The organism is Pseudomonas sp. TE4620, from assembly GCF_056279045.1.
In genome coordinates this window covers 608,403-631,457 of record NZ_JBWBQO010000001.1, presented here as the reverse complement: position 1 = coordinate 631,457, position 23,055 = coordinate 608,403, and the positions used below count along the sequence as shown (strand labels likewise).

At 61.4% G+C, this 23,055-nt stretch carries 29 protein-coding genes; 7 read left to right on the top strand and 22 right to left on the bottom strand.

The annotated features are described in order from the left end of the window. The first annotated feature begins 71 nt into the window (after positions 1-71). From ACZ9A3_RS02995 to tsaA, 4 genes are all read left to right on the top strand, one after another. Positions 72-542 (top strand): GNAT family N-acetyltransferase, encoded by a 471-nt coding sequence (locus ACZ9A3_RS02995; protein WP_093386521.1) that lies wholly within the window; start codon positions 72-74, stop codon positions 540-542. Positions 543-672: 130 nt separating this feature from the next. Continuing rightward, the gene (locus ACZ9A3_RS02990; RefSeq protein ID WP_093386526.1) at positions 673-1,383 is read left to right on the top strand and encodes an rRNA pseudouridine synthase; all 711 of its coding nucleotides are present in this window, start codon (positions 673-675) and stop codon (positions 1,381-1,383) included. A 49-nt stretch (positions 1,384-1,432) separates the two neighbouring features. Then, positions 1,433-1,894 (top strand): YehS family protein, encoded by a 462-nt coding sequence (locus ACZ9A3_RS02985; protein WP_045193558.1) that lies wholly within the window; start codon positions 1,433-1,435, stop codon positions 1,892-1,894. 7 nt (positions 1,895-1,901) lie between these two features. Further along, the gene (tsaA, locus tag ACZ9A3_RS02980; RefSeq protein ID WP_476252123.1) at positions 1,902-2,597 is read left to right on the top strand and encodes a tRNA (N6-threonylcarbamoyladenosine(37)-N6)-methyltransferase TrmO; all 696 of its coding nucleotides are present in this window, start codon (positions 1,902-1,904) and stop codon (positions 2,595-2,597) included. 222 nt (positions 2,598-2,819) lie between these two features. Here tsaA and fpr read toward each other — a convergent pair whose 3' ends face one another. After that, positions 2,820-3,599, bottom strand: coding sequence for a ferredoxin-NADP reductase (fpr, locus tag ACZ9A3_RS02975; protein ID WP_003222277.1), 780 nt, complete (start codon positions 3,597-3,599; stop codon positions 2,820-2,822). Positions 3,600-3,718: 119 nt separating this feature from the next. Here fpr and ACZ9A3_RS02970 point away from each other — a divergent pair, with 119 nt between their 5' ends. Next, positions 3,719-4,645 (top strand): LysR family transcriptional regulator, encoded by a 927-nt coding sequence (locus ACZ9A3_RS02970; protein ID WP_045193561.1) that lies wholly within the window; start codon positions 3,719-3,721, stop codon positions 4,643-4,645. Here ACZ9A3_RS02970 and ACZ9A3_RS02965 read toward each other — a convergent pair. The 3 genes from ACZ9A3_RS02965 to ACZ9A3_RS02955 form a co-directional block, all read right to left on the bottom strand. Continuing rightward, entirely contained in the window at positions 4,642-5,007 is a 366-nt protein-coding gene (locus ACZ9A3_RS02965; RefSeq protein ID WP_038996675.1) for a diacylglycerol kinase, read from the bottom strand. The genes ACZ9A3_RS02970 and ACZ9A3_RS02965 overlap by 4 nt on opposite strands. Before the next feature lie 75 nt (positions 5,008-5,082). Then, a complete protein-coding gene (erdR, locus tag ACZ9A3_RS02960; protein WP_476252122.1) occupies positions 5,083-5,733 on the bottom strand; it encodes a response regulator transcription factor ErdR in 651 nt (216 codons plus the stop codon). Between the two features lie 261 nt (positions 5,734-5,994). Beyond that, on the bottom strand, positions 5,995-6,705 hold the full coding sequence (locus tag ACZ9A3_RS02955; protein ID WP_045193563.1) for a tRNA-uridine aminocarboxypropyltransferase: 711 nt from the start codon (positions 6,703-6,705) through the stop codon (positions 5,995-5,997). 235 nt (positions 6,706-6,940) lie between these two features. Between ACZ9A3_RS02955 and ACZ9A3_RS02950 the strand changes: the two genes are divergently transcribed. After that, on the top strand, positions 6,941-7,357 hold the full coding sequence (locus ACZ9A3_RS02950) for a quorum-sensing-regulated virulence factor family protein (RefSeq protein WP_045193564.1): 417 nt from the start codon (positions 6,941-6,943) through the stop codon (positions 7,355-7,357). A gap of 5 nt (positions 7,358-7,362) precedes the next feature. On the opposite strand, the gene ACZ9A3_RS02945 is transcribed toward ACZ9A3_RS02950, so the two are convergent. Then, the gene (locus ACZ9A3_RS02945) at positions 7,363-7,563 is read right to left on the bottom strand and encodes a hypothetical protein (protein ID WP_045193565.1); all 201 of its coding nucleotides are present in this window, start codon (positions 7,561-7,563) and stop codon (positions 7,363-7,365) included. Between the two features lie 394 nt (positions 7,564-7,957). On the opposite strand from ACZ9A3_RS02945, the gene ACZ9A3_RS02940 reads away from it, so the two are divergent. Then, positions 7,958-9,076, top strand: coding sequence for an LOG family protein (locus tag ACZ9A3_RS02940; protein ID WP_476252121.1), 1,119 nt, complete (start codon positions 7,958-7,960; stop codon positions 9,074-9,076). Positions 9,077-9,080: 4 nt separating this feature from the next. On the opposite strand, the gene recX is transcribed toward ACZ9A3_RS02940, so the two are convergent. The 17 genes from recX to ACZ9A3_RS02855 all read right to left on the bottom strand — a co-directional run bounded on the left by recX (position 9,081) and on the right by ACZ9A3_RS02855 (position 23,055). After that, on the bottom strand, positions 9,081-9,548 hold the full coding sequence (recX, locus tag ACZ9A3_RS02935) for a recombination regulator RecX (protein ID WP_258596843.1): 468 nt from the start codon (positions 9,546-9,548) through the stop codon (positions 9,081-9,083). Positions 9,549-9,556: 8 nt separating this feature from the next. After that, positions 9,557-10,624: a recombinase RecA gene (gene recA, locus ACZ9A3_RS02930; RefSeq protein WP_093386547.1), complete on the bottom strand. Its 1,068-nt coding sequence runs from the start codon at positions 10,622-10,624 to the stop codon at positions 9,557-9,559. Positions 10,625-10,727: 103 nt separating this feature from the next. Beyond that, on the bottom strand, positions 10,728-11,210 hold the full coding sequence (locus ACZ9A3_RS02925; protein WP_045193569.1) for a CinA family protein: 483 nt from the start codon (positions 11,208-11,210) through the stop codon (positions 10,728-10,730). A 14-nt stretch (positions 11,211-11,224) separates the two neighbouring features. Then, the gene (locus tag ACZ9A3_RS02920; RefSeq protein WP_476252120.1) at positions 11,225-11,797 is read right to left on the bottom strand and encodes a hypothetical protein; all 573 of its coding nucleotides are present in this window, start codon (positions 11,795-11,797) and stop codon (positions 11,225-11,227) included. Positions 11,798-11,824: 27 nt separating this feature from the next. Further along, positions 11,825-13,126 (bottom strand): colicin-like pore-forming protein, encoded by a 1,302-nt coding sequence (locus tag ACZ9A3_RS02915; RefSeq protein ID WP_045193571.1) that lies wholly within the window; start codon positions 13,124-13,126, stop codon positions 11,825-11,827. A 43-nt stretch (positions 13,127-13,169) separates the two neighbouring features. Further along, positions 13,170-13,670 carry a lysis system i-spanin subunit Rz gene (locus ACZ9A3_RS02910; protein ID WP_093386562.1) on the bottom strand — a complete coding sequence of 167 codons (501 nt, stop codon included), beginning with the start codon at positions 13,668-13,670 and terminating at the stop codon, positions 13,170-13,172. Beyond that, positions 13,667-14,212: a glycoside hydrolase family 19 protein gene (locus ACZ9A3_RS02905; protein ID WP_045193573.1), complete on the bottom strand. Its 546-nt coding sequence runs from the start codon at positions 14,210-14,212 to the stop codon at positions 13,667-13,669. The genes ACZ9A3_RS02910 and ACZ9A3_RS02905 overlap by 4 nt, the downstream gene beginning before the upstream one ends. A 23-nt stretch (positions 14,213-14,235) precedes the next feature. Next, positions 14,236-15,288: a phage late control D family protein gene (locus tag ACZ9A3_RS02900; protein WP_093386566.1), complete on the bottom strand. Its 1,053-nt coding sequence runs from the start codon at positions 15,286-15,288 to the stop codon at positions 14,236-14,238. Positions 15,289-15,356: 68 nt separating this feature from the next. Then, positions 15,357-15,563 carry a tail protein X gene (locus tag ACZ9A3_RS02895; RefSeq protein ID WP_093386571.1) on the bottom strand — a complete coding sequence of 69 codons (207 nt, stop codon included), beginning with the start codon at positions 15,561-15,563 and terminating at the stop codon, positions 15,357-15,359. Next, positions 15,538-16,383 (bottom strand): phage tail protein, encoded by an 846-nt coding sequence (locus ACZ9A3_RS02890; RefSeq protein WP_476252119.1) that lies wholly within the window; start codon positions 16,381-16,383, stop codon positions 15,538-15,540. Before ACZ9A3_RS02890 ends, ACZ9A3_RS02895 begins: the two co-directional genes overlap by 26 nt. Before the next feature lie 9 nt (positions 16,384-16,392). After that, complete coding sequence (locus ACZ9A3_RS02885; RefSeq protein WP_476252118.1) at positions 16,393-18,405, bottom strand: hypothetical protein; 2,013 nt, start codon at positions 18,403-18,405, stop codon at positions 16,393-16,395. 143 nt (positions 18,406-18,548) lie between these two features. After that, positions 18,549-18,851 (bottom strand): phage tail assembly protein, encoded by a 303-nt coding sequence (locus tag ACZ9A3_RS02880; RefSeq protein ID WP_045193580.1) that lies wholly within the window; start codon positions 18,849-18,851, stop codon positions 18,549-18,551. A 9-nt stretch (positions 18,852-18,860) separates the two neighbouring features. Then, the gene (locus tag ACZ9A3_RS02875; RefSeq protein ID WP_045193582.1) at positions 18,861-19,370 is read right to left on the bottom strand and encodes a phage major tail tube protein; all 510 of its coding nucleotides are present in this window, start codon (positions 19,368-19,370) and stop codon (positions 18,861-18,863) included. Positions 19,371-19,382: 12 nt separating this feature from the next. After that, positions 19,383-20,549: a phage tail sheath subtilisin-like domain-containing protein gene (locus ACZ9A3_RS02870; RefSeq protein WP_258596836.1), complete on the bottom strand. Its 1,167-nt coding sequence runs from the start codon at positions 20,547-20,549 to the stop codon at positions 19,383-19,385. A 90-nt stretch (positions 20,550-20,639) separates the two neighbouring features. Further along, positions 20,640-21,068 carry a phage tail assembly chaperone gene (locus tag ACZ9A3_RS02865; RefSeq protein ID WP_258596834.1) on the bottom strand — a complete coding sequence of 143 codons (429 nt, stop codon included), beginning with the start codon at positions 21,066-21,068 and terminating at the stop codon, positions 20,640-20,642. Then, on the bottom strand, positions 21,068-22,453 hold the full coding sequence (locus tag ACZ9A3_RS02860; protein WP_258596832.1) for a phage tail protein: 1,386 nt from the start codon (positions 22,451-22,453) through the stop codon (positions 21,068-21,070). The genes ACZ9A3_RS02865 and ACZ9A3_RS02860 overlap by 1 nt, the downstream gene beginning before the upstream one ends. Further along, positions 22,450-23,055: a phage tail protein I gene (locus tag ACZ9A3_RS02855; protein WP_195885843.1), complete on the bottom strand. Its 606-nt coding sequence runs from the start codon at positions 23,053-23,055 to the stop codon at positions 22,450-22,452. The genes ACZ9A3_RS02860 and ACZ9A3_RS02855 overlap by 4 nt, the downstream gene beginning before the upstream one ends.

Genomic DNA, 23,055 nt, shown 5'->3' with positions numbered 1-23,055 from the left:
GCCCTGCCAGCGATGGCGGGGCTTTTTTTTGCAACTATCGTTTCCTCAATCGCCACGAGGAGACCATCGTAATGCGCAGGCACATGACCGTGCAGACACCCAGCCTGCGCGACTACCCGGAGCTGGCGCGGGTGTGGGAAACGTCCGTGCGCGCCACCCACGACTTTCTCCCCGACAGCTACATCTGCCTGCTGCGTGAGCTGCTACTGAGCCAGTACCTGGACGCGGTAATGCTGATTTGCTGCAAGGACGCCAGCCAGCGCATCCGCGGCTTTGCCGGGGTCGCTGGCGGACGGGTGGAGATGCTCTTCATCGACCCCGAGGCGCGCGGCCAGGGCCTGGGCGCAAGGCTGCTGCGGGTGGCCATCGACGAGCTGCACGCCGAGCAACTGGACGTCAACGAACAGAATGCCCAGGCCCTGGGCTTCTACCTGCGCCAGGGCTTTGAAGTGGTCGGCCGCTCAGAAACGGACGGCATGGGCCAGCCCTACCCCCTACTTCACATGAGGCTAATTCGTACGCAGTCTGTCCGCACCGACTGAAGGCTTGTGTAATCCCCCTCTGAAATGCCGCGAAAGCGCAGATTAATGGCCGGATCGACGAATGTTACCGGCCCCAAGCCCGTCCAGGCAGTTACAATAGGCACCTTTCCCTGTGTCTACGGCTGTCGTCATGTCTGAACCCATTCGCCTTTCCAAACGCCTTATCGAACTGGTCGGTTGCTCCCGGCGCGAGGCCGAGCTGTACATCGAGGGCGGCTGGGTCACGGTGAACGGCACCGTGATCGACGAGCCGCAATTCAAAGTCACCGATCACAAGGTCGAACTGCGCCAGGGCGCCAAGGCCGAAGCCCTGGAGCCGGTCACCCTGCTGCTCAACCAGCCCGCCGGGCTCGACGTCGATGCCGCCTGCGCCAGCATCAGCGCCGACAGCCTCTCGCCGGAGCACAGCTACAGCCGTCGCCCGCTCAAGGGCCACTTCGCCCGCCTGAGCTGCGCCGCGCCGCTGCAAGAAGGCGCCAGCGGCCTGCAAGTGTTCACCCAGGACTGGCGCGTGACCCGCAAGCTCGATGCCGACCTGACCAAGCTCGAGCAGGAATACATCGTCGAAGTCACTGGCGAAATGATCGCCCACGGCCTGGAGCGGCTGAACCGCGGCTTCACCTGGAAAGGCAACGAGCTGCCGAAGATCAAGGCCAGCTGGCAGAACGAGACGCGCCTGCGCATGGTCCTGAAAAACCCGCCTGCCGGGCTCATCGACCTGCTCTGCCGCAGCGTCGGCGTCACCCCGGTGAGCATGCGCCGCATCCGCCTCGGTGGCGTCGCCATGAGCAAGCTGCCGCTGGGCCAGTGGCGCTACCTGGCAGCCAGCGAAAAATTCTAAGCAACACGGCGCCGCCACCCAGGCGGCGCCCCTGAACAGGATTGTCCCCATGATTCACAACGATGTACTGCGCAGCCTGCGCTACCTGCTGGACGTCAACGACGCCAAGCTCACCGATATCATCAAGCTGAGCGGCTTCGAAGTATCCACCGCCGATATCGCCACCTACCTCAAGAAGGAAGAAGAGGAAGGCTTCGTGCGCTGCCCCGATGAAGTCATCGCCCATTTCCTCGATGGCCTGGTGATCTTCAAGCGCGGCAAGGACGACAGCCGTGCGCCGCTGCCGGTCGAACTGCCGGTGACCAACAACATCGTCATGAAGAAGCTGCGCGTGGCCTTCGAGCTTAAAGAGGACGACCTGCACGCGATTCTCAAGGCCGCCGACTTCCCGGTGTCCAAGCCAGAGCTCAGCGCCCTGTTCCGCAAGGTCGGGCACAACAACTACCGCCCGTGCGGCGACCAGTTGCTGCGCAACTTCCTCAAGGGCCTGACCCTGCGGGTTCGTGGCTGAGCCGACGATGAACTACAGCGTTGCTCCCATCGGCCACGTGCGCTCCTGCTTCAAGGAAAAGTTCGCCATTCCGCGTCAGCCGCAACTGGCGCCGGCCGCCCGTGGCGTGCTGGAGCTGCTGCCACCCTACGACAACGGCGAGGCCGTTGCCGGCCTTGAGCAGGTCAGCCATGTCTGGCTGCTGTTCCTGTTCCACCAGGCGCTGGAAGACAAACCGCGGTTGAAGGTGCGCCCGCCTCGGCTGGGGGGCAACAAGTCCATGGGGGTGTTTGCCACCCGTGCCACCCACCGGCCCAATGGCATCGGTCAGTCGGTGGTCAGGCTGGAGAAGGTCGAAGCCGGCCGCTTGTGGCTGTCGGGCATCGACCTGCTTGATGGCACCCCGGTATTGGATATCAAGCCTTACGTGCCCTACGCCGATGCCGTGGCCGACGCGACCAACCAGATGGCTGACGCGCCACCTGCGCCGATTGCCGTGAGCTGGAGCGATACTGCCCTGCCCCAGGCCCGCGAGCACGCCTTGCGCCTGGCCGAGCCGCTGGTGGAGCTGATCGAACAATGCCTGGCCCAGGACCCGCGCCCGGCCTACCAGGTACCACCACCCGAGCGCGTGTACGGGGTTAGGTTCTGGGATGTGCAGGTGCGCTGGCACTACCCGCAACCGGATCAGATCCGGGTGCTGGAAGTGGTGATGGACCTGTAGGTACCGTCCTGCTCTTCAATGGGCCTGGCTGGCGAGCCAGTGGGAGCGGGCTTGACCCGCGATGAGGCCAGTACAGCCAGCACATCAGGTATTGCCTGGATTGCGACCGCTTCGCGCTCGATCGCGGGGCAAGGCCCGCTCCCACAAATCCGCGGCATGCAGACCCGCTACTTCAGGCACAAAAAAAAGCAGGCCGAAGCCTGCTTTTTTGTTTTCAGTGTCTTACTTCTCGACGAATGCACGCTCGATCAGGTAATCACCCGGCTCACGCATACGCGCCGAGATCTTCAGGCCGAAGCTGTCGAGCACTTCGCTGGTCTCGTCGAGCATGCTCGGGCTACCGCAGATCATCGCGCGGTCGTCCTGCGGGTTGATCGGCGGCAGGCCGATGTCGCTGAACAGCTTGCCGCTGCGCATCAGGTCGGTCAGGCGGCCCTGGTTCTCGAATGGCTCGCGGGTCACGGTCGGGTAGTAGATCAGCTTGTCACGCAGCGCTTCACCGAAGAACTCGTTCTGCGGCAGGTGCTCGGTGATGAATTCGCGGTAGGCGACTTCGTTGACGTAGCGCACGCCGTGGACCAGGATGACTTTTTCGAAGCGCTCGTAGGTTTCCGGGTCCTGGATGACGCTCATGAACGGCGCCAGGCCAGTGCCGGTGCTGAGCAGGTACAGGTGCTTGCCCGGGTTCAGGTCGTCGAGTACCAGGGTGCCGGTAGGCTTCTTGCTGATGATGATTTCATCGCCTTCCTTCAGGTGCTGCAACTGGGAGGTCAGCGGGCCGTCCGGCACCTTGATGCTGAAGAACTCCAGATGCTCTTCCCAGTTCGGGCTGGCAATCGAATAGGCGCGCATGAGCGGGCGGCCGTTTGGCTGTTGCAGGCCGATCATCACGAACTGACCGTTCTCGAAGCGCAGGCCCGGATCGCGGGTGCACTTGAAGCTGAACAGGGTGTCGTTCCAGTGGTGAACACTGAGGACACGTTCGTGGTTCATGTTGCTCATGTACGGGCTCCTGAAGAAAAACGCGGCGCTAAGCGAGAGCGCGATTGCGCAATAGTTTAGTGCCAGCGACAATATCTGTTAAATGAATTATCAAGATATGTCTTATCGGTTATATAGATATGCGATTTACCCTTCGTCAGCTCCAGGTGTTCGTTGCCGTGGCCCAGTACCAAAGCGTCTCGCGGGCCGCCGGAATACTGGCGTTATCGCAATCGGCCGCCAGTACATCGATCACCGAACTTGAGCGCCAGTCCAGCTGCCAGCTGTTCGACCGCGCCGGTAAACGCCTGAGCCTCAACGCCCTGGGCCATCAACTGCTGCCCCAGGCGGTGGCCCTGCTCGACCAGGCCAAGGAAATCGAGGACCTGCTCAACGGCAAGTCCGGTTTCGGCTCGCTGGCGGTGGGCGCGACCCTGACCATCGGCAACTACCTGGCCACCCTGCTGATCGGCAGCTTCATGCAGATCCACCCGGAGAGCCAGGTGAAGCTGCATGTACAGAACACTGCGCATATCGTGCAACAGGTTGCCCATTACGAAATTGATCTGGGTCTAATTGAAGGCGACTGCAACCACCCGGACCTGGAAGTGCAGCCGTGGGTCGAGGACGAGCTGGTGGTGTTCTGTGCGCCGCAGCACCCCTTGGCCAAACGCGGCCAGGCGAGCATGGAAGAACTCACCCATGAGGCCTGGATCCTGCGTGAACAGGGCTCGGGCACCCGCCTGACCTTCGATCAGGCCATGCGTCACCACCGCTCCAGCCTCAACATACGCCTGGAGCTGGAACACACCGAGGCGATCAAGCGCGCGGTCGAGTCGGGCCTGGGCATTGGCTGCATCTCGCGCCTGGCCCTGCGCGACGCATTCCGTCGCGGCAGCCTGGTACCGGTGGAAACCCCCGAACTGGACCTGGCCCGGCAGTTCTTCTTCATCTGGCACAAGCAGAAGTACCAGACCTCTGCCATGCGCGAGTTTCTCGAACTGTGCCGCAGCTTTACCGCAGGCGTCAGCCGCAGCGACGAGATCGTCCTGCCGACCATCGCTTAAAGCAGAATCACCGCCCAAGTCAGGCCAACCATGCTCAAGGCCACGAACTGGGCGGCACTGCCCATGTCCTTGGCGTTCTTCGACAGCGGGTGGCGATCGAGGGAAATGCGGTCGATCGCTGCCTCCACCGCCGAATTGAGCAATTCGACGATCAGCCCCAGCAAGCACACGGCGATCAGGATCGCCCGCTCGGCACGGCTGACATCCAGCCAGAAGGCCACCGGAATCAACACAACGTTGAGCAGCACCAGCTGACGGAACGCTGCCTCACCGGTGAACGCAGCACGCAGGCCATCGAACGAATAGCCGGCGGCGTTGAAAATACGTTTAAGGCCGGTCTGGCCCTTGAAAGGCGACGACATAGAAGGTCACTTCATCCACTGAAAACGCTGCAGCCTAGTGTAGGTACAGTCAAAAAAGCGTGAAGGCCAATGGCCTTAAGTGGCCGAAACCGATTCCAGTTGTTGCAGCAACAAAGCAGCCTGGGTCCGGGTCCGCACGCCCAGCTTACGGAAAATCGCCGTCACATGGGCCTTGATGGTCGCTTCCGACACGCTCAGTTCGTAGGCAATCTGCTTGTTCAGCAGCCCTTCGCAGACCATGGTCAAAACCCGGAACTGTTGCGGCGTCAGGCTGGCAAGCCCTTCACTGGCGGCCTTGGCCTCAGCGGACACATCGACTTTTTCGAACGCCTGCGGCGGCCACCAGACCTCGCCATCGAGAACCTTCTGCACTGCGTCCTGAATCTCTTCCAGCGGGCTTGATTTGGGAATGAAGCCACTGGCGCCGAATTCGCGGGACTTGACCACGACCGCGGCTTCTTCCTGAGCCGAGACCATCACCACCGGAATCTGCGGGTACTGCCCGCGCAGCAACACCAGCCCGGAGAAGCCGTAGGCGCCCGGCATGTTCAGGTCCAGCAGCACCAGGTCCCAGTCGGCTTTTTCGGTCAGGCGGGTTTCCAGTTCGGCGATGCTTGCCACCTCGACCAGGCGTACATCCGGGCCCAGGCCCAGGGTAACGGCCTGGCGCAGTGCGCTGCGAAATAGCGGGTGGTCATCGGCAATCAGGATTTCGTATGTGGCCATCGATCTAATGATCCTGTTCTGTGCAGGCGCAGGAAAGGAAGAATAGGCGCCTGGCGGGCAACTCGAGGCGACGGCAACGCCGTCTGCCCAAACGGCACATCGAGGCCAGGAAAAACAGCGTTTCAAGCCATCGTCGTGCTCGAATCGGCGCCAAGGATGCCGAGCCAGGACCGGGTGGTCAAGCTCAATACCCGCCCTGCTCGCCCACCCTGGCCACCAATCTGCCCATTATGCCGCAAAGTGCCGCGCCTGCCCCTTGTACTATAGGAAGGTATGCAAACGCTGGTGCACGGTGTCCTGCTCATCCAGTGGCAGTTGATGCTTGGCACTCAGGTAATGGGTGGTGAACACGTCCAGGTAGGCATCCAGTGCCTCGGCTGCACGTTGATCACCGGCCAGCTCCAGGCACATGGCGGCCACTTCGGCGGTGCAGAAGTGATCGTCGCGCTTGGAGCGACGCAGGCGGTAGCGCGAAATCTGCTCGGGCTGCAGGCTCAGGACCGGGAAGCGGTTCAAGTACGGGCTTTTGCGAAACATCTTGCGCGCTTCGGTCCAGGTGGCGTCCAGCAGGATGAACAGCGGGCGCTTGCCCGGTACCCGCTGCACCTCGTTGACCACCCGCCCTGGCTCGACGAACTCGCCAGGGAAAACAATATACGGCTGCCAGTGCGGCTGCTCGAGCAAGGCCAGCAAAGTCTCGTCGACCGCCGTACGCTGCCAGCCAAAGGCCGAGGTGTCGGCGATCAGGTCGGCGATCAGCCAGCCGGTGTTGGTCGGCTTGAGTGGCTCGGTGTCATGCATCAGCAGGCAGATGCCCGAATCAGCCGGTACTTGCGGGCGCCAGGCGCACAGGCAATAACTGGGGATCACCCGGCACTGCGGGCAGCGCGGCGCCCGCGAACCACGGGCAACGAAGGGTTTGACACTGCGCGCCAGGCGCTCGGCGCGCAGACGCGATACGGCATGGCTCATGACTGGGCACAACGTGGGCAATAAAGGGATGGCACTGCACGGACTCGGCAAGACGGAAATCCCGGGCAGTTTATCAGAGCCTGCCTACGGGTAGACTGGATTTGCCGTGCAGCTAAAGCAGCGACTCCTTATAATCTTCCACCTGTCGCTACCCGCTGGCCTTGCCGTTGCGCCGTGACGGAACACCGTGCGCCGTTGTTGGTCCAATTGCCAGTTACCGAACCAGGAGAGATTCATGCTGCGTTTCATCGTCCCGTCCCTGAGCCTGTTGCTCGCCCTGCCCCTGGCGGCCAATGCCGCGTCCAAGCAGGAGTACGAGCTGAGCCGGATGCTGCAAAAAGTTGCCACGCAAAGCAGCGTCGGCACGCCGCGGGCGATCAACGAAGACATCCTCGACCAGGGCTACACCGTCGAAGGCAAGCAACTGATCAACCACCTGAGCGTGCTGCCAAGCCATGCGCAAAAGATGCAGGCCGACCCCAACCGGGTACGCAGCCAACTGGGTGACAGCGTGTGCAAGAACACCGGTTATCGCCTGCTGATGGAAAAAGGCGCGGTGCTGACCTATCGCTTCACCGAGTACAAGACCAACCGCCCGGTCAGCGAACAGGCCTTCAACGCCGCCAGCTGCGGCCTGAAGCTCAAGAAGTAACGGCCTTAGGCAACCCGCTCCCTGTCGCGCCGCTGTTTTTCATCGGCGCGCAGTTCGGCCACCAGGGCCTGGATGTACCGCGAGTGCCGCTCCCCTCCCCCCAGCCGTCGCAGGCACTCCTGTTCAAGGCTCAGGTTGTTGGCCTGCGCCGCGCTCTGAAGCATCTGGAATAGCTGCTCGTCGAGCTCAAGGTTAAGCCGTTGCATGCTGCAGCCTCCCTGCATCGCGCTGACTCGCTCTGAGCTTCAGTTAACCAGACCCTCACAATGATTGGATCCCAGCTGACGAGCGGTTCCACTGCGGCGCGATACTGCGCGGATCATTCGGCATAAACACGCGCCAGGGTCTAGATTGATAGCAACCACCCTGTAATTTTTGGGCAAGCAAAGGGGGTTGCCCATGGATGCCTTGCGCTGCACCCGAAGCCATGAAGAACAATAAGTTGTATGGACCCATTACCACTGCACTGAGACCTTGCAGGTCTACTGCAATGCTCGGGGGTCACACTCGAGCCACGGCAGCCAGCGACACATGCAGTGTCGCGGCCGGGCAGCCCATTGCCGCCCGGTCAGAGGTTTTGCTGCAGAAGGAGACGCTTGAATGCCTTACCAACCGAATGAACTGCTATCGAGTCACTTCAGCAACAATGGAATCGACCTGAGCAAGATCGAAGAACAACTGAACCTGGTTGCGCCCAACAGCCCCAACCTGCCGCTGTACCGCGACATGATGCTGACCGTCCTGCGCATGGCCCATGACGACCGCAACCGCTGGAACGCCAAGATTACCCTGCAGGCCCTGCGCGAACTCGATCACGCCTTTCGTACCCTCGAACAGTACAAAGGCCGACGCAAGGTTACGGTGTTTGGCTCGGCCCGCACGCCGATCGAACACCCGATGTATGCCCTGGCCCGGGAACTGGGGGCGACTCTGGCCCGTTCCGACCTGATGGTCATCACCGGCGCCGGTGGCGGGATCATGGCTGCCGCCCATGAAGGCGCCGGGGTGGAACACAGCCTGGGCTTCAACATCACTCTGCCGTTCGAGCAACACGCAAACCCCACGGTGGACGGCACCGACAAGTTGCTGCCGTTCCACTTCTTCTTCATTCGCAAGCTGTTCTTCGTCAAGGAAGCCGATGCCCTGGTGCTGTGCCCGGGCGGCTTCGGCACCCTGGATGAAGCACTGGAAGTACTGACCCTGATCCAGACCGGCAAAAGCCCGCTGGTGCCAGTGGTGCTACTGGACTCGCCCGGCGGCAGCTTCTGGCAGGAGGCGCTGAACTTTATTACTCGCCAACTGGAAGAGAACCGCTACATCCTGCCCAGCGACATGAAACTGCTGCGCCTGGTGTACAGCGCCGACGAGGCAGTGGAAGAAATCAACCAGTTCTATAGCAACTACCACTCCAGCCGCTGGCTGAAGAACCAGTTTGTGATTCGCATGCAGCATCCGCTTAGTGAAGCCGCGCTGTTTGACTTGCGGGAGGGATTTGCGGACTTGCGCCTGAGCGGCAATTTCCATCAGCACGCCTATGGCGGCGAACAGCATGACGAGGCGCGCTTCAGTCATTTGACCCGCCTGGCCTTCGCCTTCAACGGGCGCGATCAGGGGCGCCTGCGCGAGTTGGTCGACTTCATCAACCTGTCGGAGAACTGGGCCAAGCCAGAGCCCATGCACACTACCCAGCGGGCACGGGAAGCATTGAAAGTCACCTGAGCCGTCAGTCGTCCAGCCCTCGGCCGCTCAACAGGCGGCCGACCGATTCCATGGAAAAACCACGGTAAACCAGAAAACGGGTTTGCTGGGCGCGGCTGCGCGGATCGACAGGCAAATGACCGGCAAACTTGCGCTGCCAGACATCCTGCAACAGCGCCGACCAGTCCACCCCGCATTCACGCAGTGCCTGGTCGATGTCACCGCGGTGCAGCCCGCGCTGGCCCAGCTCCTCACGAATACGCGCAGGGCCGTAGCCCGAGCGTGAACGGTAGCTAATGAAACTTTCCAGGTAACGGGCTTCGCTGAGCAGGCCCTCTTCCGTCAAACGGTCGAGTTCCTGGTCAATCAATTCGGCGGGGGCGCCGCGCTGACGCAACTTGCGCGTCAGCTCGACTCGACCGTGCTCGCGACGTGCGAGCAGGTCCATGGCTGTCCGCCTTACGGCGACGGGGGTATCGAGTACGGCGGACATGGGTGCGATCAGTAGCCGGCTTCAGCTTCGGTTTCGTCTTCAGGCTCGGCGTTAACCGCTGCAGCCTTGCCAGCCGCTTCAACGGCGCCGGCATTGAGCAGCTTGTCGCGGATCTGCTTCTCGAGCGTCGCGGCGATTTCCGGGTTCTCCTGGAGGAACTTGGCCGAGTTGGCCTTGCCCTGACCGATCTTGCTGCCCTGGTAGCTGTACCAGGCACCGGATTTTTCCAGGAAGCCGTGCAGCACGCCGAGGTCTATGATCTCGCCGTTGCGGTAGATGCCCTTGCCGTAGAGGATCTGGAATTCAGCCTGACGGAATGGCGGCGCCACCTTGTTCTTGACGATTTTGACCCGGGTTTCGCTACCAACGACTTCGTCGCCTTCCTTCACCGCGCCGGTACGGCGGATGTCGAGACGGACCGAAGCGTAGAACTTCAGCGCGTTACCACCGGTGGTGGTTTCCGGGCTGCCGAACATCACGCCGATCTTCATGCGGATCTGGTTGATGAAGATCACCAGGCAGTTGGCGTTCTTGATGTTACCGGTGATTTTACGCAGCGCCTGGGACATCAGGCGAGCCTGCAGGCCCACGTGCATGTCACCCATTTCGCCTTCGATCTCGGCCTTGGGTACCAGCGCCGCCACGGAGTCGACGATGATCACGTCAACGGCGTTGGAGCGCACCAGCATGTCGGTGATTTCCAAGGCCTGTTCACCGGTATCCGGCTGCGAGACCAGCAGGTCGTCGACATTGACGCCCAGCTTGCCGGCGTATTCCGGGTCCAAGGCGTGCTCGGCGTCGACGAAGGCACAGGTAGCGCCGGCTTTCTGTGCCTGGGCAATCACCGACAGGGTCAGGGTGGTTTTACCCGACGACTCAGGGCCGTAGATTTCGACGATACGACCTTTTGGCAGACCGCCAATGCCCAGGGCAATGTCCAGGCCCAGGGAGCCGGTGGAAATGGCCGGAATCGCCTGGCGCTCGTGGTCGCCCATGCGCATGACCGCGCCTTTACCGAATTGACGCTCGATTTGCCCCAGGGCCGCAGCCAAGGCGCGCTTCTTGTTGTCGTCCATTGAAGTCCTCACGTAATCGATAGGGCCTGACGGCCAGAACACCTGTATAAGTAGCCAGTATTATTCCACAGGGTTTTGTTCCCGCCTACCCCCGATGTGCGATTTACTCTGCACCAAGGTGTAACAAGCCCTCTAGCGCGGCGATTACCGTTTGTCGGCGCACCGCATCCCGGTCGCCATCGAAGTGCCGGCGCTCGCTGCTGACATGGCTGCCATCGGCCCAGGCTAGCCATACGGTACCCACCGGTTTTGCCGGCGAGCCACCGTCGGGCCCGGCCACGCCGCTGACCGCCACGGCAAACCGCGCGCCGCTGGCCGCCTGGGCGCCACGGACCATGGCCTCGACCACTTCCTGGCTGACCGCCCCGACTTGCGCGAACAACCCCTCGGGCACCGCCAGCTGGCGGCTCTTCTGGCTGTTGGAGTAGGTCACGTACCCGGCCTCGAACCAGGCCGAGCTGCCGGGAATGCGCGTTATGGCCTCGGCGATGCCGCCGCCGGTGCAAGACTCGGCAGTGCTTACCTGGGCGTTGAAACGGCGCAGGTGCTCGCCCAGGCGGGCAGACAGTGCTGTGATCGGGTCCATGCCAAGCTCCTTGTTCAGTGCAGTTGCTTGCGCCGCGCCAATACTTCACGGGGGAAGCGAAACAGCAGGTTGTAACTGAAAAATGTCATCACGTAGAACGCCAGCAGTGACAACATCGCGACAAACGGAAAGAACACCACGCTCTGCCCGAAAAAGCGAAATTTGCGCGAGTGGGTGGCAAAATCGGTGTAGGTAAAATAGTTCTGGTAGACCAGAAAAGCATCCAGCAGCACACAGCCCAAAGCGATCAAGGCATATTTTGCGATTGAAACCCGGGGCGGGGCCTCGGGCTGCAGCCGCGATCGTCTCATGATGCAGACCGTGATCCACACGGAGAAAACCGGCGCAGCCACGGCAATGTAGTTGCCGATGGCCTTGGCCGTCAGCGGGAACAGCGACGACCAGCCCCCCACCCGGCCCAGCAGGCAACCGTCGAGAAAGCGTTCGAGCTCAAAGTAGCCCCCCTCCTGGGCCTGGGCAGGAACCTGCCAGGCGAGCAGGACGATCGGCAGCAGGCTGACAGCAATGAGCACGTAGGGAATATGCAGGTAAGCCCCCTGCTGCTCGCGTCCTTTCGCCACGTTCATCCTTTCACCCGCCCTCTGTTTTGCTCGTCAGGGTGCTACGGTATCGAGCACCAGCTGGTTGAACGACTCCATGGCCTGCGCATCGATGTAAGACGAAACCGCAGCCAGAATCACTCCGGTGGCAATGATACCTGCACCGGCGGCCAAACCGGGTGCCAGCACCAGTGCCAGGCCTGCCCCCAGCAGGGCACCGGCGCCAGCGCCCACCAGTGTGCCCACGGCGATGCTTTCAAGCTCGAGCAAAAACGGCTTCCATTCACCGCTGCTGAAGCCGCTCGCCGCCTTCTGCGCCAGGGTCGTCGCCTGGACCATCTTGCCGGTAACCCCAAAGGCTTTGCCCAGGCGCTGGAAGTTGTCGGCGTAGGTTGCCACATCCAGGGCGTTGAGGGCCTGGGCAATGGCAGCAGTGTCCTTCTGGTTCATTTTGAAGCCCGGGTTGCGCGTGAGCTTTTCAAACGCCTGCATGGCTTGGTCGTAACTTTTCACCGTCTTGCCAGAAATGCCTTCCTTCAGTTGTTCCGCAGCCTTGCCCATCTGTGTGCCGAAGCGGCTGGAGACCTCCTTGCCGACATCACTGGCAAAGGCCAACGCACTTTTGTAAGCCTCCTGCTCCGCCGCCTCGCGCGCTTGCGCCTGCAGCTTGTCGAGCTTTTCCTGCAGCATGGCATTGGCACTGAGGTCGACATGCAGGCTCAGACCTGCGCTGAGCACGTCCATTACCTGGTCGATGGCCGGCGGAATGTGGTCGTCGTCGAGGGTTTTCAGCTCGGCGACCATCCTGTCGATGTTGCGCTCGAGCAGCTCGCTGCCCGGCGAGGTGGACAGGCGCAGGCGGTTGAACTTGATCAGCTCATCGCGCTTGGCCATCATCGCCTTCACCACCCCGATGGAGCGTTCGAGTTTTTGCGCCTGGCTCAGGGCAGCGTCACTGCCAGCAGCGGCTTCAGCGGCTTTTTGCTCGGCGTCGAGCGTAGCCGGCAGGTTCCTCTCCTTGACCACGAAGCTGCCGCGAATCTCGTCGCGCACCTCGAGGATTTGATAGGGAAGTATGCCCCAGACCCCGACGCCAACATCGTAGTAGGCATCGATACTGGGCCAGCCATTCCCGGACAACACCGATTCGACGACGGTGGAGTTGAACACCATCGCGCCACTGAACGCCGGACCGCCGGTTCTGGTGACGCCATCGATCGATACCGACACCGAACCGACCACCGAGCTGATGTTGCCACTGCCCCAGAAGCCGCCGAGCATCCCACCACTACCGGCACCGCTATCGCTGTTGCCGGGTGGGATCCCACGATCGACAACAATATTTTTTTCACCCATTACAAAGTCCTTTTCGTTAAAACGTAATTAAATAAATGTGCGCTCAGCGCACCAGCCCGCGCACGTACGCCTGGCACGCGCGCAAGGCGATCAGTCCGCGGTCACCGTCGTCGGTGATGGCGATAATTCGTTGCGCATGCGCCGGCTCAAGTCGGGCGCGTACGGGGTCATGATCCACGCTGCCGGTGCCGGGGGCGGCAGGCAGGCCGGCGCAACCGGAGGCGTCGCGCTCGACCAGGACCGACAGCCGCACATCAGCAGTAGCCAGGCGATCACGCAGGCGTGCCTGAGTCTGTTGAGCATCGAGTAGCTCCTGATAATGGTGTTGTTCGCTGACCGCCAGGCGCTGCGCCAGCCCCTGGCGTTGCAGGCGCTCGGCGACCAGTTGCGCGGCAGCGGATTCAGCCTGGGCTTGCCACTCGCGCTCGTGCTGCGCCGCTTGCTCCGCCAACTGCCGGCCCATGCGCCAACTCTGGACTTGCCAACTCAGCGCACAGGCCAGCAGCGTCAATAGCAGCCACGCCCCAAGCTGCAGGCGGCTCAACACAGCACCTCTCGGGCCCGCGCCCAGAGCCGCAGGCGATCTTCCAGGCCGTTGAGCCCGCCATTGATATGCCGGGTGATACGGTTGAACTCGCCGCGGTCAGCCAGCTGGTTGAGGCCGCGCGAGTGCCAGAACCAGGCCGCCGACTCGGCTGCCCATTGTGGCTGTTCGAGCAGTTGCGGTTGCTTGAGCAAACGCTCATCGCCAAACAGGGCCATGCTGCAGGCCCGGTAATTGTTGCGCCCGGTGACCTGGATCAGGCCGCGGCCGCAGTACAGCTGGCCGTCGCCATCGGCCTCGGGACTATTGCCCAGGCGCAGGGCCAGGGTGCCGGTGTCGTAGCGCGCCAGGTAACGGTCGTTGCCCAGCTCTTTGACGTAGCGCAACTGGCCGGACTCATGGCCGACCTGGGCGAGAAAAGCCGCCTGGCGCCGTGGGGTGTCGATGTCCCAGCGGGCCATGGCCAGGTTCAGTGCAGGTAGAAAAACGCCCGCATTCAGGCGGGCGTTGGGGAACACGGCAGCAAGTTGCTCCAGGGTCATATGGGGTTCCTCATCCTTGGGGTTCAAAGGGGCTGCAACTGGACCGTGCGCAGCCCTGGCCGGCTTTTGGCCTGCTTGCCCCTGGCCTTGGCTTTGCCTTTGTTGCCGCCGTTGCAGTCGACCGACGTCGCCCAGCCACTGGAGCTGAAGGTGTGTTCGACCGACTCGATCAGGTACTCACCATCCAGCCCGTCCTTGAAACCCTGGGTGAGGATCAGGCGCTCGGCAAACAGGTCGGTGCGCCCGGCCATTTCCAGGCGCACACTGGCAGTGCTGCGGTTGAACGCTGCCAGGCGTGCCTTGGCAGCCTGCTCGGCAGCAGCCTTGTTGGGGTAAACATGACGGTCGCTGTGCACCGGCTGCAGCCCAGCGGGCGAGGCATCGTTAGCCAGCTCGACAGTCTTCAGCTCGCCGCTTTTGGGATCCTGGTGACGGGTTTGCACAGCCTTGTGCGTGCCCTTGTCCGCCAGGCGAATCTGCCAGCGACTGACATCGCGACGGTTGATGGTCACCACGCCCAGGGCCTGCCCGCTGGCGCTGTGGCCGGCCTGACGCGACAGCACCAGCAACTTGCCGTCGCCGATCTTGGCCGTGCAGTCGTATTGCCTGGCCAGGCGGGTGATGAAGTTGAAATCCGACTCGTTGAGCTGGTCAACCCTGGGCAGCCGCGTGCTCACCGGGCAAACCGGCTGCCAGCCATTGCGCGCGGCAATGTCACGCACGATCTGCTGCAGCGGCACGTCCTCCCAGCTACCGCTGCGAATGCTTTTGCCGGTACCGCGCATGTCGCTGGCCTTGCCGCGGATGATGATGCTGTCAGGGGGGCCGGACAGCTCGATTTCATCCACGGTGTAGCGCCCCAGGCGCGTCAATACCTGGCCGGCATAACCCAGGTGCACCTCGATCATCGCCCCCCGTGCCGGCAACGTCACCGCACCATCGCGGTCGTCGATGCGCAGCTCGAACTCGTCGGATTCCATTCCGGGCTTGTCCGAGGTGCGCAAGGACAGCAAGCGGTCGTTGATCAGTTCGGTGATGTCCTTGCCATCGGCAACAAGACGAAACACTGGCTGCATGGTTCAGGCTCCAGAAATGAATGACCCCGCACGCGGCGGGGTCTGGTGAGAACGGTTGTCGACGAGCGTCAATCCCACAGCTGCACCGTAGCGTCGCTCGCCGCGGGTAACGCCGGCAGCAGGATCTGTACCCCGGCACGAAATGGCTGGGGCTGTTCGGCCAGGCCCTGGTTGGCGCCCAGCACGGCCTCGACTGTGCCGTTCAGGTGGCCGTAGTAGTGCTGGCACAAGGTGTCGAGCACATCGCCTTCAGCGGTTCTGCAGGTCGTCGCCATAGCTCACAAACTCCAGTGAGAAACCTTGTTTTCGCGGAATGCCGCCAGCAAGCAGATTGCTCTGGTCTTCATCGACGCCGGTCAGGCACCAGGTGCCCAGGACCTCGCCGTAACCGCTGGTGAGGGTTAGCGGCTGCAATTGCCGGCCGATACTGCGCAGCGCCTGCAACTGGCCAAGCCCGCCCTTGAAGCCTGGGAAGATCGCCCCTTTGATGCTGATTTTCTCGTCACCCAGGCCCACTGCCTGCTGGGCGGTGCTGCGCGTCAGACGCTCCTGCCCGGCCCAACGGAAGCTCGTCTGCCTGCGCAGTTCATCGAACGCGGCGGTGTCGAGGTTGAAGTAGTAAGCGGGTGATTCGGGCTTGAGTGGTTGCACAATCAGCAAATGCGGGAACGGCTTGACCGCCTCTGCCGCCGGCGTCGCTTCGGGGGCGAAGCTGCTGGTCGGCAGGATATTGGCCAGTGACGGGCTGATCTTGCCCGCCACCCGGTTGATCGCGGCGCTGACCCGGCCAATCTGGGTCTTCACCGTGGCGACGCCGTCACGCACCTGCGCCACCACCGCCACGGCCCGGTCGTATTTTGCCAGCGCCTGGTCGACAGTGGCCTGGGCCTTGTTGATCGCGCGCAAGTTGCGCTGCAGCTTGGCACCAATGGCGGGCCCGACAAAGGGCAGCGCCTCGAGCTCGGCGGCGGCACCGACGAACTCGGCGGCGGCCTCCTTGACCGGCGCCAGCATTCCGTCCGCGCTGCGCCGCCCTGCTTCGCCCGCTGCCACCAAAGCACCTAGCCCGGATTGCAACTGGTCCATGTAGGTCATGGCACCTCCTTAAGCAACATGAGGAACGTCGTATAGCTGACGACTGGTGGATTGGCGGATCAGTTCATCGAACTCCCGCCGGACAATGGCGCCCACTTGCTGAGCAAGCTGAAGGGGATCGCTGATCCCGCCCTGAACCGAAATGGTGGGGGCAAAGGTGATTTGCTGAACCAGTTGCGGTGGCTGGGCTGCGCCTGCTTGCCCTGCACCGGGGACACCGGTAATTGCCACCGGTTCGCTGGCTGTCAGCTCCATTGCCCGCACAGCCCTGCCCAAATTGCGCTCTGGCTGATCACTTGGGCGGTCATCGCTGTCTGCAGACCGAGGTGCTGATCTTCCCTGATCAGTCTCTGCTTCGGGGGCAAACCAGGACTTGGCTAGCGCGCTACCGAGCTGATCACCATACAAACCGCCCAGCAGGGCGCCGATCACAGGGCCCACCACCGGGACCGGAGCACCGAGCGCAGCCCCGGCAAGCGCGCCAGCAAGCCCACCTGCAGCACCTGCGTAGCCCTCGGCTTTCTGTTCGGCCGATTGCGCATACCGCGCCGTGCTGAGCGCTTTGATTCCAGCACCGAGCACAGCCAGACGCGCGACCGCCTTGACCCCGGACCACATCCTGCTCGCAATCCCTGGAGCAGATGGCCGAGGCAGTGGATCCTTGGGTGGCTGAGTTAACGTGGCCTTGAACGCCGGCAATGCGCCAACAACAGCCGTGCCCACAAGCGCAATTGACCCGGGACCTTCCATCCTTGGCGGCCTCGAACCGTCGGGTGCGGGTGCTGTCGTTGAGTGCCCGCCTTTACCCTGGTCACCCGGGCATGGCTTGCACTGGCCTTCAGCGGGTGGTGACGGCTTGCAGGCAACAGGTACAAACCAGTTTTTTGTCATCCAGCCCATTAGATTCTGGCTTGCAGGCTCACCATGGGATGGGCTGGGCAAAGGCCCCGGGCTCGCTGTCGGCGAGGACAACCCTAACAGTCTCGTCAGGACTGGCATCAGTTCGGCCTTGGGAGTGTTCGTCGTCTCAGCACGCAATAACGAGACAGGCGCCAGAGGGACTTTTGAACTGTTCGCAGGTGCGGACGCGATCGGCTCGTCCATGAAGCTTGCCCCCAGGAGTTTCCCCACTTGTCCTCCAAGCGACTCCCCCAACCGTCCTCCAAGGCGTTCACCCAGTACAGCACCAATCGGCCCCAATCGCGCTCCAATGGCCTCCCCGGCCCTCGAGCCTATAAGGCTACCGGCACTTTCCCCGTAACTCTCAGCCTTTTCCTCCGGGGTTTGATCACTGCGGTACGTTTTAAAAATCTCGTAACCAGTCTCGGCATAATCGAGCTTTCTGCCCAGCTTTTCAGCGGCATCGCTTGCTTTGTCTTTCAACGACGGTGGGCGCGCCTGGCTGTTACCAGGAGAAGCCGGAAGCGGATTCTGGCTGGAATCCAGTTGCGCTGTACTTTCGATTTTTTTGCTACCCGCTGACGCGGGAGCAGCGACTGAAGCCGCCTTTCCAGGTTGGACAGCGGTAGTGCCTGACCCACCTTTGCGTGCCCCCCTCGCAAGCGCCAGCATCATCAGGCCCAGTGACAATCCATCGCCCTCCGGCCCCGCTGCTTGCTCTGGATCACTTGGCGTTAAACCTGGCTCAAAGCCTGGCCCAGCCTGTTCGGGCATACCCGGGGTGATGCCCAAACGCGCCTTGGCTGGCTTCAACTCAAGGGCCAACTTCATCAACCCCAGCGACAGCACATCAATACCTGCAACATTAACCACCAACGGGTTGCTGCTTGCCGGCTTGACTGGTCCCGCCACTGCGTATTCTGCGTTAGCGACATCTTCACTCGATGCTGCATCTTGATCGTATGACCCGCGCACCGCCTCCTGCGGAACCTGGGTTTTACCCAGGATGTTCTGGTCAGACTGCGTCAGCGTCTTGATACGTTCCAGGACCGTGTTGAAAACGGTACCCACCATCAGGGTGACGGTGGTACCAATCTGCGGTTCAAACCCCTGTTTGCGCACGATCTGATCCCCCTTTGCATGGGCTATCTGCTCAATCCGTGAGCCACCAGACCATGTCGTTGAACGACATGGTCATGATTTCGCCGGCGCTAAAATTCAGCTCTTTGGCGAGCCGTTTTGCCGCCGCTTTCTGCAGCCCGGGATCAAAGCTCGTCGTCTTGCACCAGACGAAAATAGCCCGCCTGCAGGCGGCCATAGTCCTTGAGCGACAGGCCCTCGAGATCCTTGACCCCGACCTCGGCCAGCGAGGCAAAGAGGTTCAGCTCACGCTGCTCGTCATCGCCACTGGCCGCCGACTGGGCGGTGCGGATGTCGCGCACGGTCGGTGCACGCAGTGACAGGCTGTCGACCTGCATGCCATTGGCCTCACTGGCTTTGCTCAGTTGAACGACGACGCGTTCGGCACTGACATTCAGCCAGCTCGGCATTTTCGCGGTTTGAGTCATGTCGCCTCCTTACAGGCCCAGGGCCGAACGTTGGGCGGCGAGCTGGTCGACGCCGTTGATGACGCGCTTCATGCCCAGCGGATCGATTTCGTAGACCAGGCGGCCATCGACTTCGAGCTTGTAGTAGGTCACGGCCACGTTGTGCTTGATCTCGGCCTTGTCGCCCGGCTTCCAGTCGCCCATGTCGACTTCCTTCAGGGCGCCGCGCAGGGTGACGATGACCGGAGTGACCTTGCCCTTGAGGCCCTTGAAGGCACCACGGAAAGTGCCGTTGAAGGCCGAGCCGTCGGCCAGGCCGAAGAACTTCAGCGACTCACGGCGCACGCCGGTGGTGACGAAGCCGGCCTCCTGTTTTTCCATGCCCTGGTCGATTTCGATCGCCATGTCCATGCCGCCGGCACGGTGCTCCTCCATCTTCAAGGTGAGCTTGGGCAGGGTCAGGCTGGGGACGTCGCCTTGAAAGCTGACGCCATCGACGAACAGGTTCAGGTTTGCCAGGGTTTCGGGAATCATTGCCATGGTTATTGCTCCTTAAACGGCTTGGTCGAGGACTTCGGTCAACCACTGGTTGGTGACCTCGACACGGAAATTCGGGTTCTCGGCGGGCGGCACATCGGTGAAACGGATGTTCCAGTAGACCTTGCCCTGCTCCAGCTGGCTGGCAGTGTTCAGCTCGGGATCGGCGAACACTTCGAAATTGATGATTGCGCCCTGGGCTTTCAGATCACGCATGAACGCCTGCAGGCCTTCGGTCACGTCCTTGACGTAGGTCGCGGTGATCGAGCGATCGACCGCCCACTTGTGGCCATAGAGGATCGCGTCCATGACGATGTCCATGGTCCGCACGCGGGTGACGAAGGCCCACTTCGGGTCGCTGCTCAGGGTACGGTTGCCCCACAGACGGAAGCCGTCATCGCGGATCACGGTGGTGATGTTGGCGTTATTGAGCAGGTTGGCGCGGCAGGTGGCGTCGCCATCCAGGTACTCGATCGAGCGGCTGGTGCCGGTGATGCCAACGAACTCCTTGTTCGACGGCGAGGCCCAGAAGCCATACTCGCTGTCGGTCCAGGCAAACAGGCCAGCAACCCAGGCCGACGCCGGCGCATCGAGGGTGGCGCTTTTGCCGGTGTCCCAGTACTGCACGCCCGGGTCGACCAGGTAGGCACGCTTGGCGCCGAAGTTCTCGGCGTAGGCGATGGCTGCTTCATCGGTGGTGTTCGGGCCATCGATAATGGCCAGGCCGCGCAGCTTGTCGGCCAGGGCCACCAGCGCGGTACCCACTGCCAGGGTCGAGCTGTGCTTTGGCGTCACCAGCAGGCGGGGCTGGGTGTTGAACCGGCTCTTGCCGTCCAGCAGTGCTTGCAGGCCGGTGCGTTTGCCGTCAGCCAGCACGCCGCCGATGATCGCCGAAGTCTGCGCAGCCTCTTCTTCGAGCTTGGCCACACCGCAGGCGACGATCACCGCCTTGGCGCGGCTGTAGATCGCCTGGCAGGCGCGGGTGATAGCCGAGTCGGCGCCGAAGGCGGCAATGGCTTCACGCTCGCTGGTGATCAGTACCAGGTCGTTGGCCTTGGCGGTTGCAGTCGGGCCTTCGGTGAAGGTATCGACCAGGCCGATGATCGAGGAAGAAGGCAGCGCGATGGAACGTGCGCCGGTGTCGACGTTGGTTACGGTAACGCCGTGGAAGAATCCACTCATGGGTAAGTCTCCAGAAATGCGAAGGCCCCGCGGTGCGGGGCCTTCAGAGGGTTTGTTGCGGGTAGGAAAAAGCCCCGGCGGTGCGGGGCTTTATTGGGTTTGGGTGGTAAGCCAGATAGGGGCGCTGGGACGTTTGGATGATTCGGGGAAATTGCTGGTTTGCGGCCAATCGCGCAGCTTCTGGCGGTAGGCAAGCACTTCGCCGTACTGTTCACTGGTGAGCGTCGTGGATCGCCCTATACCTTGCTCATCACGGTGACGAGTCGTCAGCCATTCAGTTGCCTGCAGCTCAACATCACGCCAAGCCCGTTCTACTTTTGCGTAGTCCGTTACCACCTCGGGAAGCGGCTCTTTCTCAATAGAGCCGTTAGCCCTAAGTCGCCAGATACAATCCTGCTCGTTGACAAGGCGGAACCACAGTTCATCCGCCACCTTTACCGCATGCGCAGGGATATCGTGCACGCCCTCAATGAGGCGGTACTGCAGCGAGCCATCTTCATTAAACGTTGCGTACTTCATTAGCACCCCACTGAAAAGATCCAGCTACCAGCAAACGACCCGGCACTGGACCGGATCATAAACTGCGACTTGTTGATAATTGCCGCAGCGTGGTAGTTGAGCACTCCACTACCTGGCGTGTAGCCACAGGTGGCAAACACAGCGAGCGGCCCATTGGGATAGGGGATGACGAAGTTATGGATTGTGTCGACCCCGTTGCCAATTGGACCTGACTGCCATTGCAGAATGAGTCCACCTAGCCAAGTGGGAAAAACGACATAACCAACTCCAGACGGGTAAAAATGGAACCCAAGACGCATCTTTTTGGGCGTCACCGCCACATCATCACCCGTACCCGTATCGACTTGGCCCTGTGTGCCAATCTTCAGCCATCCTGGTACAGTTTCGGTTGCCTGCCTCACAACCTTTGCGATGGCCTGAAATACTCGAAGGGCAGTCATGGGTTTGGCAGTATCGGCACCAGCTTCGGCCTCGGCCTGGTTGGCTACATTTATCCCGTAGCCGGCTAAATCTGTGGCCTTATCGGCCTTGGAAGCAGGATCAAAATTTCCTGAGTGCCAGAGATTTCGCCACGTTCCAAAACCTTCAGGATCCTTGCGCCGGAATGCTAGTAAGTCAGTACCTAAGTTATATGCTAGCGTGAAGCTATATTCGTCATATTTATGATGAAAGGCTGCCGAACCCGAGAAATTCGGGGGACTATTTGAGGTAGCACCCCGTCCAAGATGGTAAAGACCCGTATTTGTAATATCGTTGTAATCAGCACAAAAAATAGAACTGGAAAAACTGTCAGTGATCCCATACCCAGCCAATGTCGTAGGATTGAAACCCTGTTGCACGACGCCACGAGCGTTAATTCTGACTTTCGAATACGTACCTGCAACTTTATCTAAAGGTAATACATTCAATATCGCCGAATCAACATACTCTCGGGTCGCCAATACAACTGCTGGATCTATCTTGAGCTGCACATTAGCCGTACTGGTCACGATGATGTTGAGCCGTACCACCTGAGTCTTGCCGGTTCCTTGACTGAGCAATGGCTTAAAGCTTGGTGCACAGTTGGCCACCGCAACCAGGTCACCATCGGCGTCATACAGGCCGATTTCCCGAATCCACCAGCCACCCACATCCGGCGGTATCACTTGCTCGGCGATGATGATACTGGCGTTGTCCGGGTCAACTTTGACCTGGTTGAGCGGCGCCCTTCGGCGTTCGTTGATGAGTTTTTTCTGATCCCTCGACGGGATCGGGTCGGTCAGGTTGGCATCGCCAACCCCCATTTGTGCAAAGCTCCACGGCACGCCCAAGGCGTTAGCATTGGCCTGTTTGGCCTCGCCCACCGCCGTGAGGATGGCGAAGAACTGGCTTGTCTGGTCAGTCATGAGTACACGTCCAGGGTTTCAATTTGCTGTTCACGGCCCACAAGGCCATAGCTGCCGCTGACTTCAATGTCGTGAGAGGTCGGCGGATAAATGTCGATTTCATCGCCTTCAGAAAGGCTTATTCCCAGGCGCAGATAGCCACTGCTGGCGAGCGTGATCGCCAGCCCCGTCAGGTGGCGACTGACCGGCTTGGCGTCATCGATCAGGCGGGTCAGCTCCAGGTACATTTGTTCGGAGATTCCGTTCTCCAGTACCCCGACCTGCAGCGCAAAAGTGCCCGGCACACCTTGCGGTACCGTCTGCCACCACTCCTGCACTTCGATCAGGTAACCCAGCGGCTCCACTACCCGGCGCAGCGCACCAATGGTGCCTTTATGGGCATGCACGTAGAACGCCGAGCGGATCACCGAGCGCTTGATTGCCTCCGGCCAGGTTTCATCCCAGCGGTCCACCGACCAGGCCCAGGCCAGTTGATGCAGCAGGTGCGCCGGGCAGGTGTCGGGGTTGTACAGTGTGCGCAGGGGGACTTCGGTGGTTTCAAACCCGGCAGCCTCGATGGCCTGTTCGAGATCGGTACTGTTGAGCGGCAGCAGACTGTCCAT